This window comes from Nocardia sp. NPDC004260 (assembly GCF_053603155.1).
This window is the reverse complement of record NZ_JBSGEZ010000004.1, coordinates 127,444-140,740: the sequence shown is the minus strand read 5'-3', so window position 1 is coordinate 140,740 and position 13,297 is coordinate 127,444. Positions and strand designations below refer to the sequence as shown.

Here is a 13,297-nt window from a genome sequence, read left to right as displayed (position 1 = left end):
TAGCAACATAGCAACGCTCCGATCCCTCCGCTGACGAAGGCGGCACCGACATACGGCCGAGAGGCACGTCCGGACAAGGCAATTCGCCGAATTTCAGCACGAAAGCCCGCCGTAGGCGCTGGTGGGGAGTGCACGATCCGGTCGTCGCACGTCGGCTCCGGGTCGTGTTCCGCGCACCTGGAGGGTCGTCGCCGCTCCCCTGCGGTCACGCGCGGTCGGCTACCGCACGGCAGATCACTGCTCGGGTCCCCTACCGCCGGCCAGGCCAACCGTCGTCGCGGCCGCCTGCCGCGCGGCGTCGACCGTGCATCGGCCGAGTCCGCAGGCGGTGGCCACACCGTAGGCCTCGCGTCCGGCGGCTTGCTCGAAGAGAGCGAGCGCGCGGGCGCTGCCCTCTTCGGAGTCCGGGGAGACGACACCGGCGATCACTTTCCAGTCGGGATCGAGTTTGCGCAGCGGTGCGTAGAACCGCGGGTCCAACGGCGCCGGCTCGGCACCGTAGGCGCACGGGATATGCACCGGCGGCAGGGGTGTGCCCTGTGCACGCAGCAGCCGTGCGGTGCGGCCGAGCAGCTTCACCGCCGGAGTGAGGGTGCGCGGGGTGAGCAGGCTCTTGTGCTGATAGTCGCCGTAGCACAGATGCACGATCGCTTCCGCGCCGATTTCGTGCATTCGGCCGAGGAAACCGGCGAGTTGCCGCGCGACGAGCGGTGCGAGGGCCCACTGCGAACGTAGTCGTTCCGCCTTGACCATGCTCAGCAGTGCGATCGGCGACTCCAGCTGCCAGACCACACGGTCACCGTACCGTTCGACGACCTCGGTCATCTCCTGAACCACCGCTTCGGTGAACACCGGCAGCTGCCGAAGCGCGCCGACCACGAGCCCGGAGCTTCGCACGGCAGGCCAGACGGGGAGTCCACCGGAGACCGCGGCGCCCGCGAAGACGAACATCGCCAGATCCAGCGGGCTGGGTTGGCTGATCTGGACTTTCGTTCCGGCCAGCTCCGGACGGTCGCTCCGCAGCGATTCGAACGTGTCCACGACCTCGCCGATCCGCTCGACCCGGCCCATCGCGACGTGCCGCGGCTCCAACGTGCACCCCGGTCTCAGGCCGTAACTGGGGAAGTCACTGTAGTCGGTGTACTCGCCGGGGCGGACGATCTCGAAGACGTCGGCATGCAGCTTCCGCGTGCGCAGATAGTCGAGAATCCAGTCCGGATCGAGATCGCAAGGCACGGCGGTCACCGGCTGTCCCTGGCTGTGGTCGGCAAACCATTGCATGACGGCACGATCACCCGTCATCAGCTCGGCAGGCAGGCTGCCGACATAATGCGCGTATCTGGTCATCTGTGGCTCTTCTGTTGTCTGGACGCGCGATCCGCGACCCAGGAGCATTCCCGTTACGCCGATCGGTAGCTGTGCAAGCGTACACGGACACGCCGGAATCCCGCACCCCCTGATGTTCCCACGCTATCGACCAGCGGATGAACGTTTCCGAAGCCGGTCCGCCGTCACGGCAGGTGCTGCGGTGGCCGAGGCATCCAGCCACCACGGACCCGGACCTGTTGTGTGCCAATGGATTAACTCTGATGCTTCGATACGAGCCCCGAACGGTGGCGACTACCGCGACCAAAGCACCGGACGAACCCAACAGCCCCACCCGACCCGGCACAGCGTGCACTATTTCGCTGACTCCAGCACGCGCGCAGCCGATACGGGGTGCTTGCCGGCATCGTTCGGTGATCGGCAAAGTCGGGGATCACGCATCCTTCGGCTGCGCAGCAGCAACTTCCTCGCACCACACCGATCCGGGGTCGGCACCGGTCACCGTAATCCGGGCGACCGACCGCAGCAGTCCGCGCCGCGTCCTGGATGACCTGCGGCGAGGCATTCCGGAAATTCTCCACGCACACGCGTATTCGCGGTCTACCATCGGTGTCGTCCGAACCGTTCTGCTGGATAGGACAATTCGACGGCGCCGGGTCCGTAGCGGCGTCGTGTCGTGTTATCGCTTTGCTGTGCACCACTGATCAGATCCGAACAGACGCAGACCATCGACAGCATGCTCGTCGATCGTCTCGGTATCCATCTCGGGGGTGAGGGCCACGCATGACCATCGAAATGCCTGTCCGCGACAATTCCGGCTCGCCTGGTAGCCGAGACCCGCTGAGCGTCTCGACCGGCTCGCGGAATCGCGTGATGTCCACTCGGCAGCGCTGAGAGCGCTCCGATCCGAGCGCGATTCGCTCGGGATTGCCAGGTCGCCGCAGTACCGCTGAGGGCAGGCGCATCTATCGACCTCGCACACGGCGACGCCCGGAATTCATCGAACTCGTAGTGCGACAAGCGCTGCGGTACGTCGCCGACGCGGCGGTCGCGAGAACCACGCAGACAGAATGGAGTCCCCGCATGGCGTTGGAGTTTCTCGTGCCCGTTCTCACCGCACTGGTCGCGGTGGTCGTCTTCGTGGCGGGGGATCGCCTACATCCGAAGGCATGGCGGCACACCGACGACGACACCGTCGGCGCGCTGGTGCTCAACTTGATCAACACGATCTTCATGGCGGTGGTGGCGTTCATCGTCGTGATCGCCTGGCAGCAGTACGACAACGCGCGCAATCACACCATCGCCGAAGCCAAATCGCTCATCGACACCTACTGGGCCGCGCACGGGATGCCCGAAACCGACCACACCCGCATCCAAGGACTGGTGCGCGATTACACCGAGCGGGTTCTCACCGCGGAATGGGCCGTGATGGCCGACGACGGTCATCTCAGTCAATCCACCCAGGACACCCTCGATACCCTGCGCGACGCGGTGGCCGCGGTGAATCCGGCCGATCCCGAGGTCGATACACTTCGCACCAGTGCGCTGACCAGCCTCGACGCGGTGGCGCAGGCACGTGCCGATCGCGCGCTGGACGCCGGTTACCGCGTTCCCGGCTTCCTCTACCTGGCCATGTGGATCTGCACGGTCCTGCTGCTGTTCAGCGTGGTCCTCTCCGGCGTCCAGGTCACCAAGCGCACCGTCGTGACGACCGCGCTGCTCGGCGCCATCGTCGGCGTGGTGATCCGAGCGATCTACAACCTCGACGAGCCGTTCTCCGGTGGGAACGTGGTCCCGAAGGAGGCCTTCGAACTCGCACTGTCCCGATACCAGCACACGAGTTGATCTTCCGGCCGGTTTCGACCACGACGAGGCGACTACACATGCGACGCGAGCGAAACACATCTCGAACACCGAGAACGGCCAAGGGATTGGCCGCTGTGATGCTGCCCCTGACCATAGCGGCACTCGTGGCCCAACCGCTGGAAGCATCGGCGGAGGCACCGCCGTGGCCGCCGTTCGGCGACCTCGCCACCGGGAGTGCGGGGACCGGCTCCGAGCCGGTGGGCGCCTTCGCGGGCGGTGGTTCCAGCGACGGCCCCGCCACATCGTCCGGTAGCGCCGCTGCCGAAGGTGAGACGTCCGGTGGGTCCCTGAGTCTCGGCCCGATCCGGCTGCCTTCCGGCAGCGCCGGCCTCGTCGCCACCGGCAGCGCCGCGACCGCCGGCGCACGCGGCGGTCCGCTCTCCACCGGCGATGCGGAAACCGGCGGCGCGGCACGCCCGGCGCCCCACTCGGACGTCACGGCGGAACAGCCGGCCGCGACGCCGGGAGTCGACACCGGCAGCGTCCAGCTGGCGTGTACCGGCAGCGCCGTCACGGGCAGCGCGTTGCTCCTGCTCGGGCTCGTGACCGGCAGCGGTTCCGGCTCCCTCGTACCTGGTCTCATCGGCCCCGGATCGAGCGGATCGGGCGTGGGCAGCGCCGCCGTCGGCAGTGCCGCTACCGGCAGCGCGGTGCTGACCTGTCTTCTGCTGCTTCCCGCAACCCCGCCCCCGCCTATGAGCCCTCTCCAACTCGGCCCGCCTGCACCCGAACTCCCTATCGTTTCGGCTCCCGCAGCTGCTCCTACACCGATAACGCCGCAGGCCGAGCGTCCCCTACCCGAGCCGCGCACTGCCCCACCGAACCGGCCACGCGGACAGAACATCCGAGCCGCCGAACCGGCCCCCGACCCTGCCGTCTGGAACCTCATGAGGCTGATGACAGTGCTGGTGGTCACCGTCATCACCGTCGTCGGCATCCGCCTCGCACCCGGCCCCGGACGAACCCGTTAGATCTCCGATCCGCGCAACGATGGTGCGGGTGCCGAAACAACCGGCACCCGCACCATCCTCACTACTCGGAGTCCCTCCGACATCACCTCAGCGGGGCGCCATCCGGATCGCGCCGTCGAGACGGATGGTCTCGCCGTTGAGCATCGGGTTCTCCACGATGTGGCGCGCGAGCGCGGCGTATTCGGTGGGGTCGCCCAGGCGCGAGGGGTGCGGGACCTGCGCGCCCAGGGACGCGATGGCCTCGTCCGGCAGCGTGGCGAACAGCGGAGTGTGGAACAACCCCGGCGCGATGGTCACGACCCGGATCTTGATGGCCGCGAGGTCACGCGCCACCGGCAGGGTCAGGCCGACGATTCCACCTTTGGACGCCGAGTACGCCGCTTGCCCGATCTGGCCGTCGAAGGCCGCCACGGACGCGGTGTTGATGATGACACCGCGCTCCTCACCCACCGGATCGGTCTTCGCGATCCGTTCGGCGGCCAGCCGGATCACGTTGAAGGTGCCGATCAGGTTGACGTTGACGACCTTGGTGAAGTCCGCCAGCGGGAATGCCCCGTTCTTGCCCACGGTCTTGATGGCGTTCCCGATACCCGCGCAGTTGACCGCGATCCGCAGATCGCCCAGCTCCTGCGCGGCGTCGAGGGCCGCCGTGACCTGCTCCTCGTTCGTGACGTCCGCCGCCGCGAAGACCACTCCGTCGCCGAGTTCTTTGGCGACGGCCTCGCCGGAGGACGACGGCAGGTCGATGATCACGACCTTCGCTCCCTTACCGTGCAGCTCCCGCACGGTCGCCAAGCCCAGTCCCGACGCACCACCGGTCACCGCCGCGACCGAGTTGCTGATCTCCATCCCACTCCTCTTCTCCGGGCTGCCGAACGACAGCGCGAAACGCCGTCCGACTGGTCTGCGCTGTCACCCCGACACGGGGAGCCAGGCCCCGTGACCAATCGAGACACGGCGACAGGCTAACCGGACGGGCAGCACTAAGTAAACAGTCATTCTCCTTCGAATCGATACCCCGGCCGTCCGATGTCACCCGAACCCCCTGCGAGAGCGCGAAAATCGGCGTGATGGCAAGCTGTTCGTTTTGGCCGATATTCGCCTGGACGTCTCCGACTCCATCGCCACCATCACCCTCGACCGACCGCGGCAGCTCAACGCGTTCACCACCGCGATGGGCACGGAGCTGGTCGATGCCTTCGACACCTGCGACCGGGACGATCGAATTCGCGCCGTGATCATCACGGGCGCCGGTCGCGCCTTCTGCGCGGGCGCGGACCTGTCGGCGGGTGCGGAGACCTTCGTCGCGGGCGACCAGGACGCCGCGGAGTCCTTCCGTGACAGCGGCGGCGAGGTCGTCCTGCGCATGTTCGAGTCTCGCAAGCCCATCATCGCCGCCGTCAACGGCCCCGCCGTCGGCGTCGGCATCACCATGACGCTCGCGGCGGACTTCCGCATCGCCGTCGACACCGCCCGCATCGGGTTCGTCTTCAATCGACGTGGCATCGTTCCCGAGTCCTGCTCCAGCTGGTTCCTGCCCCGGCTGGTCCCGATGCAGACCGCGCTGGACTGGGTGTACTCGGGCCGCCTCATCGACGCGAGCGAGGCCCGCGAAGCGGGATTGTTCTCCGCGCTGCATCCGGCGGACACCCTGCTCGACGAGGCGCGTGCGCTCGCGCGCCGCGTCACCGAGCATTCCGCGCCGGTCTCGGTGGCCTTGTCCCGGCAGATGCTGTGGCGCAACCTGGGCGCCGAGCATCCGATGATCGCGCACCGCATCGAGTCCCGCGGCATCTACCACCGAGGCGCGAGCGCCGACGCCAGGGAAGGCGTGACCACCTTCTTGGAGAAGCGACCCGCGCGCTTCCCCGACAGCGTCGACCGCGACCTTCCGGACCTCTTCGGCGACGATCTCACGGTTCCGCCGTTCCGGCCGTGAGTTTTTCGCTCGTGCCTGTCGGTGCGTCAAGAACCATCGACGGTGGCAAGGAACTCCCGCAGCAACGCGGTGATCGCCACGGGTTGTTCCCAGCTGCTGGTGTGACCGCAATCCGCGATGGTGTGCAGGCGCGCGCCCGGGATCGACGCGGCGATGCGCTCGGATCGCGCGGGCGGCGGTAGTGCTCGCGCAGCACCTCGATTTGCGGGCTGGAACATCCAGCCGGCGAACAGCAGTCCGTGACCGAACACCACGCGGGCGGTCGCGCGGCGCTCCGGTATCGGCATAGGCGATCGACACGTCATCGACCGTTATCGTGGGCATGAGTTCGTCCTGCTCCGAAAAATCGCACTGCACCGAAATGGACAGTTCCGCGGGTCCACGCACATTGATCCGTCCGTTCCAGCGCAATTCGTCGATGGTCGCCTCGGGAAACCGCCGCACGAAGCGAGTGAAGACGGTCCGGGCCTCGAGCCGGACCAGCGCCGCGCCCAGGCAGTGATGGATGCCCGCGCCGAACGAAAGGTGCTGCTGCGCGTTCGGCCGGTCGAGGCGCAGCTCGTCGCCGTCGACGCCCCAGAACTCGGGATCGCGATTGGCGTCTACGTCACCACCACGCCACGACGCGCAGCGGAAACGAGCCCATCCCGCGCACCGGCGCAGGCAGTGCGACGAGTCTGGCGCCGGTGCCGGGGAGCGTGTCCAGGTTCGTCATCTGCTCGATGATCGGGATTCCCGCGCCCAGCAGCGTGTGATGGCACGGACGTGTCGGCAACGACGTGTCGTCCACGTCGAGCGAGTCGATGCCCACCAACGCCACATTGGCGGCGACCAGCGCATCGGCGACCTCACCGACCAGGTACGGATGCCCGGGGTCTCGGTACGCGGCCGAACCCCATTCGGCCGACCAACCGGTGTGCACCAGCACCGCCTTGCCCCACAGGCGCGCGGGATCACCGAGCAGATCGGGGCCCACCGCGCGAAGTCCGCGCGCGCGGATCAGGACGATCGGCACGTTGAACAGCCGTTCCAACGGCAACTCGGCGATGTCGGCGCCCTCGGCGTGGAAATGGTAAGGCGCGTCGATGTAGGTCCCGGTGTGGCCGACCATATCCACGCGTGCGATGTCGTAGGTCATGTCGATCAGCGGCGATCGGTCGCGCGCCACGGCCGTGGTGACGCGTGGTGCGGGCAGGCCCGGATAGGTGAGCATGCCGTCCGAGACCGGATGCGACAGCTCCACGATCGCTCGGCTCATACCTGGGACGCTACCGGCCGATCCCGTGCTCGTATACGGAGTGGTCGCGGGCCCCGACGCGGTGAAAGCGCCGATCGCGATCGGCACATGCGCGTCGCGCCGAAGAAGCGCAGAATGTACACCGGAAGGTCATCATGCGAGCGCTACAGGGCCTGCTCGGCGTCGTGCTGGGGATCCTCACGGCCGTGCTCGGCACGGTACTGGGGCTGGTCGCGGCCGTGCTGTGGCTCGTCGGCGCGATCCTGTGCGTGACGGTCATTCTGCTTCCCCTCGGTCTGCCGGTCACCAAACTCGCCCGCCGCCTCTTCACCCTCTCCCGGCAACTCATGCATCTGCCCTGACGGCCGTCGCAACGGGTCGGTCGATCAGGTTTCGTATGGCTTCGATGACGCGGCCGGGCATCTCCTCCGGCAGGAAGTGTCCGCACCGCACGGTCCCGGCGTGCAGATCGTTCACCCATCCCGACCAGATCGACAGGGGATCGAACGGAAGCACGACCTCGCCCGGATCCTGCCAGAGCGCGGCTACGGGCATGGTCAACCGACGGCCCGCACGACGATCCGCTTCGTCGTGGACATTGTCGATGGAGGCGCTGGCCCGGTAGTCGGCGCACACCGCGCGAATGGCGCCGGGCGCACGGGCAGCCGCGAGGTATGCGGCGCGGGCTTCCGCGGGAATCGCGCCGGGTATCCGGCACCAGTCGTCGAGGAAGTGCCCGAAGAACAGATCGGGGTCGGCTGCGATCATGCGCTCGGCCACGTCGGAAGGTTGTGCGAGCAGATACAGATGAAAGGCGAAGATGCCGGATGTCCCGTGCAGGGTGGACCACATGTCCGCGGCGGGCAGCACGTCCAGAATCGCGAGATGGCTGATCGCGTCCGGGTGGTCCAAACCGGCACGGAACGCGACCAACCCCCCCTCGATCGTGGCCGGCGAGCGCGAATCGCTCATGGCCCAGCGCCCGCATGAGTCCGATGATGTCGGCGGCCATCGTCCGTTTCGCGTAGGTGCTGCCATCCGGCTCGCCGACGGGCTTGTCGCTGTCGCCGTAGCCGCGCAGATCCGGGCAGATCACCAGATGGTCGCGAGCGAGGTCCGTCGCGACGTGCCGCCAAGCGAAATGGGTCTGCGGAAAGCCGTGCAAGAGCACGATCGGGGCGCCTGCTCCGGCCATGGCGACGTGGAGACCGACATCGCCGACCGTCACGCGATCGTAGGCGAATCCAGTAATCCTGTTGCGCATCTTTCGGACAGTAGGACATGGCACCGACAAGCTCTGGGCGCGCACACCGGCCCAAAACCACTGCGGCGCCATCGATCGTCATCGCGAATTCAGACCCCTCGAAACTCCTCGATGTGTGCTCGGCCGAGGTCATGCACCCCGGTGTCCGCCGCACGGTCGGGTTCGAGCTGAAGCGGCACCACCTCGAGTTCGCCGCGTACGTCCGTGTGCTGCAAGCGGCATGACGTCTGCTGCCGGATCGGGCTGCTGCTGCCGCTGGCCTACCACCGCCTGCAATACGAGAAGCTCGTCCGCTACCACCGCAAGTACGCGCTGGACTCCTTCGCACCGCCCCCGGGCACGACGGGCGGTCGCCCGGTCTGAGACGGCCACTCCCCGCCGGGGGCAAGGCACTCCGCACCGCACTAGAAGACATACCGGACTGGGTTCGCAGGTGTCGAAGCTGGTGCACGCCAGGGCGATTCAGTAATCCGGCTTCATGGTTAGGCGATTCACCGGCTCGGGCGGGCGGCGCGGCGGGTAGCGTGTGCCGATATGGCGACCCCCTTGGCGTACACGGCCACCTACTCCCATCCGGCCGACGCGCTTCGCGCGGCGCTGGCCGACGAGCGGTACTGGAAAGACCGCGTCGAGGAGGTCGGCGGAGTTCTTGTGGAGTTCGATGCCGCCGAGGACCGTTTGCACGTGCGAATGGTGCAGACCATAGCGGCGGCCGAGTTGCCCGGCGCCGTCACCGCGGTGCGCCCCGAGGGCCTGGTCGTCACCCGCACCGAGACCTACACCCAGGAGGGCGGCAGTTTCGACGCCGACGTCGAGGGTGTGCCCGCGCGGGTGAGCGGCACCGTCCGGCTCACCGAGCAGGATGCCGCCGCGGTGGCGGTCGTGGACGGCGCGGCCGAGGTCGGGATCCCGTTGTTCGGCAAGAAGATCGAAGCGGCCGTCGTCGCCCGGCTGGTCGACATGCTCGCCGCGGAAGCGGAATTCACCGATACCTGGATCACGAACCACTGACGCGTCGACCGGCACCCGGAGTCGATCGGGCATGAGGATCACGCGGGGGCGGCCACCCCACCGGTCTCGTGCTCGGTACCGGTCTCGGTCCGACGGCCCAGCGCCGGCGCGATCAACTCCACGGTGTCGTGCAGGATCTGTTCGTAGTCGGCGCGGTGGAACTCGTACGGAAGCTCCAGTCGCAGTTCCGAAGTCTGCGCGAGCACCGGATCGGCCCGCAGCCGATCGATGATCTCCTCGGCGGTCCCGACCAGGTCCGGGGCGAACAGGACGCGCCGCGGCCCCTGCGGCGCGAGGGTGCGCTCGCGCCTGCTCTCCGCGTACTGCCGGTACCGCTCGCGAGTCGCGCGGTCGGCGCTGTCGAACGGGACGATCACCCGTCCCACCGCGACCCGGGCGGGCCGAGCCGGATCCACCAGTCCGCGGTACTCGCCGATCAGGCTCGACTGGGTGGTGGTGAAATCGTCGCTGTGCTCGCCGAACACGATGTTCCCCGTCAGCAGGTTCAGCCCGTTCTCCCCTGCCCAGCGCACCGAACGGGTGCTGGCCCCGCCGTACCACAGCCGGTCGATCAAACCGGGATTGTGCGGCTGTAACCGCGGCCGCTGGGTGTTGCCCGGGGAGTGGATCACCGTGTCGGCGTCACCGAGATAGTCGCCCCGCAGGTTCTCGATCAGCCGGGCGATCCGTCCGTAGGAAAGATCGTAGGTGCGCCAGTCCCCGTCGAAGACCAGGCCGCCGATCAAGTCGGCATGCGGCGGCGTGCCCGCACTGAAACCGGCTTGCAACCGGCCCCGCGACAGCACATCCGCCAGCGACAGATCCTCGGCCAGCCGGAACGGGCTTTCGTAGCCGATGGGAATCACCGCCGTGCCCAATTGGATTCGACTGGTGCGCTGACCGGCAGCGGCCAGGAACACCGCTGCCGACCCGACGCCGTGCTCGAGATGTCGCTGCCGGATCCACGCACCGTCGAAACCGAGGCTTTCGCCGTACTCGAACAGACGTAGCGTGTCCTCGAGCCCGGAGTACGGATCGTCGTCGGGATAGTTGCCCGGCGTCAGGAACGACAACGTCCTGATCCGAGGTGTCGGGTCGCCCATCAGTTCAGCCGCGCTCGTACGGCAGCTTCTCACCGGCTTCGATCGCGACCGGGAGCCGGTTCTCCGCGGGCGGCAACGGGCAGGTCGCCAGGTCGGTGTAGGCGCAGGGCAAATTCGCGGCCCGATTGAAGTCCAGCTCGACCGACCCGTCGGCATCCGGCGGCGACAGCTGCAGCACCCGGTTGGCGGCGTACGTGGTGACCCCGGAGGTTTCGTCGGTGAAGAGCACGGTGAGGGCGCCGGGGTCCTTGCCGGGGAAAGCGGTCAGGCGCAGCGGCCGACCGTCCAACTCGAACTCGACCTGTCCGGGCGCGTCGTAGACGTGTTCCAGTCCTTCGACAGCGGCGCCGACCGTGGTCGGCTGCGGCTCCGGGAAGGCGACATATCGCCCGGAGACCACCCACTTCGGGTGCGGCGCGTAGGCGGGCGTGCCGCGAAAAGCCGTGCGCAGCGGGTTGTCCGGGTGCCGTGGCCGAACGATGTCGTGGCCGCCGCGCTTGGCGACCTCGATCACCGCGTCACCCCAGACAGCGTTCACGCCGCCGCGTTCGGGGATGACCCCGAACACATGCCGGCCGCGCACGGGTGTCCCCTCGACCACCAGCTCCTCACCGTCGTCGAGCACCACCGTCACACCGTCGGCGCCGGTGGACCAGGCACCCGGCGCGTCGGAGAATCGCTGCGGCGTCTCGGCCAGCCAGTGCAGATCGGTGATGGCCAGGAAACCGTGCGGGTCGGCCAGTCGCGCCTCTTGTCCGCGATGCCAGTCCTGCCAGTCGGCGACGAAGGCGTCGGTCGGAGTTGCCGCGGCGGCCTGCGCTGTCATGTGGTGCTCCTCGTCTGAAGCTGTGTCCGCCCCGGTTCGGTGCCGTCCCCACGATTCGAGCCGAGACGTGCGACACCACTCTGGACGACGAACGGAGGTGATACCGGATTCAACCGCACGCGCCCGTGCGCGGATAGCATTGCGATCAGCCCGAATCCAATCGCCGCTCACGGAGCATTCATCTGGTCGTGTGCGCACCGCCGTTGACGTGAATCGTCTGGCCCGTGATGTGCCGGGCGTGCGGGGAGGCCAGGAACTCGATCAGACCGGCGACGTCGTCGGGCTCACCCGCGCGTTTGTCGTGCGTGGAGTCGATCAACCAGCTACGCCGTTGCTCGCTCAGTTGCCCTTGGAAGAAATCGGTGTTCTCGATGTAACCGGGCGCGACCGTGTTCACCGTGACACCCTTCGGCGCCAGTTGCGCCGACAAGCCGGCCGACCACGCCGCCAGCGCCGCCTTCGCGGCGCCGTAGGACCCCGCGGCATACTCCGCGCCGATCGAGCCGACGTTGATCACCGCTCCACCGGGGCGCAGCCGCTCCCGCAGCGCCGAGGTGGTCAGGACCGCACTCAAGAGATTCGTCGACAGGTTCGCCGTCCACTGCTCGGCCAACTCCGCCAACGACACCGCGGCACCGTTGCCGACGACGAGATCGGTGTTGCCCCCGGCCATGTTCACCAGCACATCCACTTCGGGCCCGACCGATTCGGCGAACCGCTCCACCTCCGTTGGAATCGCCGCATCACAAACGATTCCCCGCACTCCGAGCTCCTGCGCCGCCCGCTCCACCCGTTCCTTCGAGCGCCCGGTGATCACCACGTCCGCCCCGCCTTCGGCGAACCGCTGAGCCACCCGGCGTCCGATTCCCCCGCTCGCACCGGTGACGACGACCGTTCCGCGCATTCTCATCTCCTCTCGATATATTTAGCGCTAAATGTACTGAAGGGAGAGACTTCCGGCAATGACGCACGAAACACACGACGAGATACCTTCGCCCGCCCGGATAGCCGCGGCATGGCGCCGTGAACTGCCCGGCGCGCGAGTCGAGTCGATCGAGATCCTCACGCCGCTGTGGCGAGTGGCCAAACTCCTCACCGACGAGCGACAGCGCACCCTCCAGCGGCTCGGGATCGATGAATCGACCCTCGATCTGCTCAGCACCCTGCGCCGATCCGGTCCGCCCTACCAGCTGACCACCCGCCAGATCGCCGCCCGCAGCCTTGTCACCGCGGGCGCCGTCTCCCAGCGCCTCGCGCGTGCGGAAGCGGCCGGGCTGATCACTCGGGAACCGACCTCGACCACCCGGCGCGGCGTCCTGGTCTCGCTCACGCCGGACGGCCATCGCCACATCGAACATGTCGTGCCTGCCCTACTGGAGCACGAAACCGCCTTCACCGACCAACTCGCCGCCGACGAACGCACCGTGCTCACCGCGGCTCTGCGCACACTCGAGGCGGCGATCCGATCCTCCGAACCGGCGTAGGCCCCCGCGCCGACTCGGTCAGGCGCCGGACAGATCCGCGGACGGGTCCCCGGCTTCGACGCCTACGGGCAGTCGCACTTCCGCCACCGGTTCCGGCCGGTCGTCGTATTCCAGACGCAGGGCCCGGCAGATGGTGGCATGCATGTCGTAGAGGGCGGTGATGTAGGTGAACTCCATGATCTCCCGGTCGGTCAGCTCGGGCTTCAACACCGCGATCACTTCGCCCCGAACGCGTCCGCCGTCGTAGACGCGCGCGTCGGTGTAGGCCAG

At 67.9% G+C, this 13,297-nt stretch carries 15 protein-coding genes and 1 pseudogene; 7 read left to right on the top strand and 9 right to left on the bottom strand.

Annotated features, from left to right (window positions below; all coding sequences use genetic code 11):
* Positions 1-234: 234 nt before the first annotated feature.
* Positions 235-1,347, bottom strand: coding sequence for a hypothetical protein (locus ACWEO7_RS04905; RefSeq protein ID WP_452420841.1), 1,113 nt, complete (start codon positions 1,345-1,347; stop codon positions 235-237).
* 1,062 nt (positions 1,348-2,409) lie between these two features.
* On the opposite strand from ACWEO7_RS04905, the gene ACWEO7_RS04900 reads away from it, so the two are divergent.
* Together ACWEO7_RS04900 and ACWEO7_RS04895 are read left to right on the top strand one after the other, a co-directional pair.
* Complete coding sequence (locus ACWEO7_RS04900) at positions 2,410-3,171, top strand: bestrophin-like domain (RefSeq protein ID WP_452420839.1); 762 nt, start codon at positions 2,410-2,412, stop codon at positions 3,169-3,171.
* Positions 3,172-3,266: 95 nt separating this feature from the next.
* The gene (locus ACWEO7_RS04895; protein WP_452420837.1) at positions 3,267-4,163 is read left to right on the top strand and encodes a hypothetical protein; all 897 of its coding nucleotides are present in this window, start codon (positions 3,267-3,269) and stop codon (positions 4,161-4,163) included.
* Positions 4,164-4,250: 87 nt separating this feature from the next.
* Here the strand turns inward: ACWEO7_RS04895 and ACWEO7_RS04890 are convergent, their stop codons facing one another.
* Positions 4,251-5,012, bottom strand: a complete 762-nt coding sequence (locus ACWEO7_RS04890) for a 3-hydroxyacyl-CoA dehydrogenase (RefSeq protein ID WP_450022238.1) — start codon at positions 5,010-5,012, stop codon at positions 4,251-4,253.
* A 238-nt stretch (positions 5,013-5,250) separates the two neighbouring features.
* Here ACWEO7_RS04890 and ACWEO7_RS04885 point away from each other — a divergent pair, with 238 nt between their 5' ends.
* On the top strand, positions 5,251-6,102 hold the full coding sequence (locus tag ACWEO7_RS04885) for a crotonase/enoyl-CoA hydratase family protein (protein WP_452420836.1): 852 nt from the start codon (positions 5,251-5,253) through the stop codon (positions 6,100-6,102).
* A gap of 26 nt (positions 6,103-6,128) precedes the next feature.
* Here the strand turns inward: ACWEO7_RS04885 and ACWEO7_RS04880 are convergent, their stop codons facing one another.
* Complete coding sequence (locus ACWEO7_RS04880) at positions 6,129-6,389, bottom strand: hypothetical protein (protein ID WP_452420834.1); 261 nt, start codon at positions 6,387-6,389, stop codon at positions 6,129-6,131.
* 320 nt (positions 6,390-6,709) lie between these two features.
* On the bottom strand, positions 6,710-7,360 hold the full coding sequence (locus ACWEO7_RS04875) for a cyclase family protein (RefSeq protein ID WP_452420832.1): 651 nt from the start codon (positions 7,358-7,360) through the stop codon (positions 6,710-6,712).
* A gap of 134 nt (positions 7,361-7,494) precedes the next feature.
* On the opposite strand from ACWEO7_RS04875, the gene ACWEO7_RS04870 reads away from it, so the two are divergent.
* A complete protein-coding gene (locus ACWEO7_RS04870) occupies positions 7,495-7,701 on the top strand; it encodes a hypothetical protein (RefSeq protein ID WP_355074149.1) in 207 nt (68 codons plus the stop codon).
* 377 nt (positions 7,702-8,078) lie between these two features.
* Here ACWEO7_RS04870 and ACWEO7_RS04865 read toward each other — a convergent pair.
* A pseudogene (locus tag ACWEO7_RS04865) lies at positions 8,079-8,534 on the bottom strand (alpha/beta fold hydrolase); the annotation flags it as partial.
* A 273-nt stretch (positions 8,535-8,807) separates the two neighbouring features.
* On the opposite strand from ACWEO7_RS04865, the gene ACWEO7_RS04860 reads away from it, so the two are divergent.
* Together ACWEO7_RS04860 and ACWEO7_RS04855 are read left to right on the top strand one after the other, a co-directional pair.
* A complete protein-coding gene (locus tag ACWEO7_RS04860) occupies positions 8,808-8,966 on the top strand; it encodes a hypothetical protein (RefSeq protein ID WP_452420830.1) in 159 nt (52 codons plus the stop codon).
* 171 nt (positions 8,967-9,137) lie between these two features.
* Complete coding sequence (locus ACWEO7_RS04855; protein WP_355074157.1) at positions 9,138-9,614, top strand: DUF2505 domain-containing protein; 477 nt, start codon at positions 9,138-9,140, stop codon at positions 9,612-9,614.
* A gap of 38 nt (positions 9,615-9,652) precedes the next feature.
* Here the strand turns inward: ACWEO7_RS04855 and ACWEO7_RS04850 are convergent, their stop codons facing one another.
* The 3 genes from ACWEO7_RS04850 to ACWEO7_RS04840 all read right to left on the bottom strand — a co-directional run bounded on the left by ACWEO7_RS04850 (position 9,653) and on the right by ACWEO7_RS04840 (position 12,447).
* The gene (locus tag ACWEO7_RS04850) at positions 9,653-10,717 is read right to left on the bottom strand and encodes an LLM class flavin-dependent oxidoreductase (protein ID WP_452420828.1); all 1,065 of its coding nucleotides are present in this window, start codon (positions 10,715-10,717) and stop codon (positions 9,653-9,655) included.
* A 4-nt stretch (positions 10,718-10,721) separates the two neighbouring features.
* Positions 10,722-11,543 carry a DUF1684 domain-containing protein gene (locus ACWEO7_RS04845; RefSeq protein ID WP_452420826.1) on the bottom strand — a complete coding sequence of 274 codons (822 nt, stop codon included), beginning with the start codon at positions 11,541-11,543 and terminating at the stop codon, positions 10,722-10,724.
* Positions 11,544-11,721: 178 nt separating this feature from the next.
* Entirely contained in the window at positions 11,722-12,447 is a 726-nt protein-coding gene (locus ACWEO7_RS04840; protein WP_364426654.1) for an SDR family NAD(P)-dependent oxidoreductase, read from the bottom strand.
* Positions 12,448-12,505: 58 nt separating this feature from the next.
* Between ACWEO7_RS04840 and ACWEO7_RS04835 the strand changes: the two genes are divergently transcribed.
* Positions 12,506-13,027: a MarR family winged helix-turn-helix transcriptional regulator gene (locus tag ACWEO7_RS04835; RefSeq protein WP_452420824.1), complete on the top strand. Its 522-nt coding sequence runs from the start codon at positions 12,506-12,508 to the stop codon at positions 13,025-13,027.
* 18 nt (positions 13,028-13,045) lie between these two features.
* Here ACWEO7_RS04835 and ACWEO7_RS04830 read toward each other — a convergent pair whose 3' ends face one another.
* Positions 13,046-13,237, bottom strand: a complete 192-nt coding sequence (locus ACWEO7_RS04830; RefSeq protein WP_452420822.1) for a hypothetical protein — start codon at positions 13,235-13,237, stop codon at positions 13,046-13,048.
* Positions 13,238-13,297: the final 60 nt, after the last annotated feature.

Coding starts and splice junctions, on each gene's coding strand:
- ACWEO7_RS04835 (WP_452420824.1), top strand. CDS start 12,506: ATGACGCACGAAACACACGACGAGATACCTTCGCCCGCCCGGATAGCC.
- ACWEO7_RS04855 (WP_355074157.1), top strand. CDS start 9,138: ATGGCGACCCCCTTGGCGTACACGGCCACCTACTCCCATCCGGCCGAC.
- ACWEO7_RS04875 (WP_452420832.1), bottom strand. CDS start 7,360: ATGAGCCGAGCGATCGTGGAGCTGTCGCATCCGGTCTCGGACGGCATG.
- ACWEO7_RS04850 (WP_452420828.1), bottom strand. CDS start 10,717: ATGGGCGACCCGACACCTCGGATCAGGACGTTGTCGTTCCTGACGCCG.
- ACWEO7_RS04840 (WP_364426654.1), bottom strand. CDS start 12,447: ATGCGCGGAACGGTCGTCGTCACCGGTGCGAGCGGGGGAATCGGACGC.
- ACWEO7_RS04905 (WP_452420841.1), bottom strand. CDS start 1,347: ATGACCAGATACGCGCATTATGTCGGCAGCCTGCCTGCCGAGCTGATG.
- ACWEO7_RS04890 (WP_450022238.1), bottom strand. CDS start 5,012: ATGGAGATCAGCAACTCGGTCGCGGCGGTGACCGGTGGTGCGTCGGGA.
- ACWEO7_RS04870 (WP_355074149.1), top strand. CDS start 7,495: ATGCGAGCGCTACAGGGCCTGCTCGGCGTCGTGCTGGGGATCCTCACG.
- ACWEO7_RS04880 (WP_452420834.1), bottom strand. CDS start 6,389: ATGCCGATACCGGAGCGCCGCGCGACCGCCCGCGTGGTGTTCGGTCAC.
- ACWEO7_RS04900 (WP_452420839.1), top strand. CDS start 2,410: ATGGCGTTGGAGTTTCTCGTGCCCGTTCTCACCGCACTGGTCGCGGTG.
- ACWEO7_RS04845 (WP_452420826.1), bottom strand. CDS start 11,543: ATGACAGCGCAGGCCGCCGCGGCAACTCCGACCGACGCCTTCGTCGCC.